Raw genomic sequence first — 2193 nt, 5'->3', positions numbered from 1 at the left:
AGATGAAAGAGGTCGCGCATATAACGTCGTGGTGGGGCACAAGAATTACCATCGTGACAGGGAATACCGAGGCTATTGAGATGGATATGTCAGTACTCATCCCCGTTATGACCCCATAGGTGTTGTTCCAAAGTGGTCCATGGAGGTATGCGCGGACTAAAGACTGCTTTGTAAATGTTATCCCTCCTAACGAGGCGATATGTCTTTACGACTAAGTGTAACGACCTGCAATTATCCGAGGCTGGGACAGCAATCATAGCCCCTCTGAGCCAGAATTATTTGCAACTGGGGTTCAACGTTGAAAAGGATTTTTACTTCCGATTAGGGCTTACTCATCTCCCTGTAAAGACCCTGAAAGATTTTCGTAGACTAAAAAAACAGGATAGGTCATGGGTTCTAATCAAGAATGCCGATACCCCCCTAAAAATGTAAAAAAAGGGGGGGGTTCGTCATCGCTGAGATTACTACGTAATCAGGGTTGCGCGGATTTTAGACCTTTTACTTGCCCTTAATAGGGGAAAATGGAATAACCCCCAAGAGAGTTTTATCAAAACGTGGGACAATCTTTTGTGAGGTATTGAAAGGAATGGCAAACCAAGAGCAACTAAGAACACTTAAAAAAGAGGGCGTAGAGGTTTGGAATCTATGGCGGAAAGTTCATCCTGATGAGAACATTGAGCTCGAAGGAGCCGACCTCGACACAGCTTACTTCAGTAATGCCTATCTCAACTATGCTTATCTCAATTATGGCTATCTCAGAGGAGCCAACCTTACAAGAGCCGACCTCACTGGAGCTAAACTCGTTGGAGCTAACCTCACTGGAGCTAACCTCATTGGAGTTCAAGCGTTATAGACTAACTTTGATGGGGCTACTTTGACTGGAGCTTGTATACAAGATTGGAATATCAACAGTGAGACTAACCTAGAAAATGTAATCTGTGACTACGTCTACTTAAGACAAGACCAACAGGAACGTAGACCTGGTATTTTTGGATGGCATTGATTGGAAAGCTTTTCTTCTCTCTCTCAAAGAGTTACAGAATGAATACGGACAAGAAAATGTTGATTTTCAAGGAATAGAAAAGAGACCAGGTGGAACCTTTGTTGTTCGCATTGATGTCCCCCCCCTGAAGTCAACAAAGCAGAGATAGAAAGTAAAGCAAAACATTCCTACGAGACTCAACTCAAAATAATAGAAGTTGAGCATCGTGCGGAGCTTAGGAGCTTAGAGGCTCATTATTAAGATAAGATAATAAAACTCCATGAAAAAAAGGGTCTGACATGATGGAGATTGCTAAACTTTTAGCAAGTAGACCCTATTACATAAGCGAAAAACAAAGAGGTTTAAACCATGATATTAACACAACTTGTCGAAACCGCTAACAAACAACTCGACGAACTAGTTAAGTCTCAAAATGGTACAGTTTCTCTCGGTCAACTCTGGAAAATCTGTTCTGATAATCAGATCGCTACAGTTATGGTTTCTACCCTCGTCGGTTTAGTTGTAATCCCCGTTGGCTTAGTAGTTGCTTGCTCTGGTCTATACCGTATGAGAACTCCCGATGATGTTCGCCGCTATATGATAAACCCAAACCTTGGTTCCGCTGGTCAGGTCTGTCATGCTGAAACAGGTAATGTTTATCTCCGTGGTAACAACCGTAAACCCAATGCAAACCGTACTCTCCGTAATGGTACTGACATTGAATTTATAGGTTATGATTCTAATTATGCTCATGTAAGAGTCTCCTCCACTGGTCAAAGTGGTTACATCACCCTCCGTTACACTTGTGGTTTTGATGTCCCATAATAACTAACCCCTTAGCTTTAGCTATAAAGACTGTGACATGTACGCTTTTAAGCGAGAAATGAAACGAATAACAGGCAGCAACTATTTAGTTAAAACCTCCTGTGACATGGAAGTTGCAATGGCCTATGCCGAAGAAGTAGCCTCTGAGTACAATGAAATTAGACAGTATGGGGCAACTGATAGCGAAATTCTTTTTGAAATCGATAATTTTGTAAAACGTTACTCGGAGATAGCATTGTCTATAGCTTTGACGGAACGGTGGGACAAAAGTTAATTTACGATGGTATTAGCGGCAACTCTGCTATTGATACTCGATTAATCAGTCCTAGTGGTGAAAATGTGTTCGACTTTTACACTAAAACGTGGGACAATCTTGATGTTAGTGA

Annotated in this window: 3 protein-coding genes; all 3 read left to right on the top strand. The window is 41.7% G+C overall.

What is annotated here, in order from left to right:
• Positions 1-586: 586 nt before the first annotated feature.
• The 3 genes from CWATDRAFT_RS31300 to CWATDRAFT_RS31290 all read left to right on the top strand — a co-directional run bounded on the left by CWATDRAFT_RS31300 (position 587) and on the right by CWATDRAFT_RS31290 (position 2081).
• Positions 587-853 carry a pentapeptide repeat-containing protein gene (locus CWATDRAFT_RS31300; protein ID WP_085961778.1) on the top strand — a complete coding sequence of 89 codons (267 nt, stop codon included), beginning with the start codon at positions 587-589 and terminating at the stop codon, positions 851-853.
• Between the two features lie 498 nt (positions 854-1351).
• Positions 1352-1807 (top strand): hypothetical protein, encoded by a 456-nt coding sequence (locus tag CWATDRAFT_RS32205; RefSeq protein ID WP_050018401.1) that lies wholly within the window; start codon positions 1352-1354, stop codon positions 1805-1807.
• A 58-nt stretch (positions 1808-1865) separates the two neighbouring features.
• Entirely contained in the window at positions 1866-2081 is a 216-nt protein-coding gene (locus CWATDRAFT_RS31290) for a hypothetical protein (RefSeq protein ID WP_157134217.1), read from the top strand.
• Positions 2082-2193: the final 112 nt, after the last annotated feature.

This window comes from Crocosphaera watsonii WH 8501, from assembly GCF_000167195.1.
GTDB lineage: Bacteria > Cyanobacteriota > Cyanobacteriia > Cyanobacteriales > Microcystaceae > Crocosphaera > Crocosphaera watsonii.
This window is presented reverse-complemented; position numbering and strand designations above follow the sequence as displayed.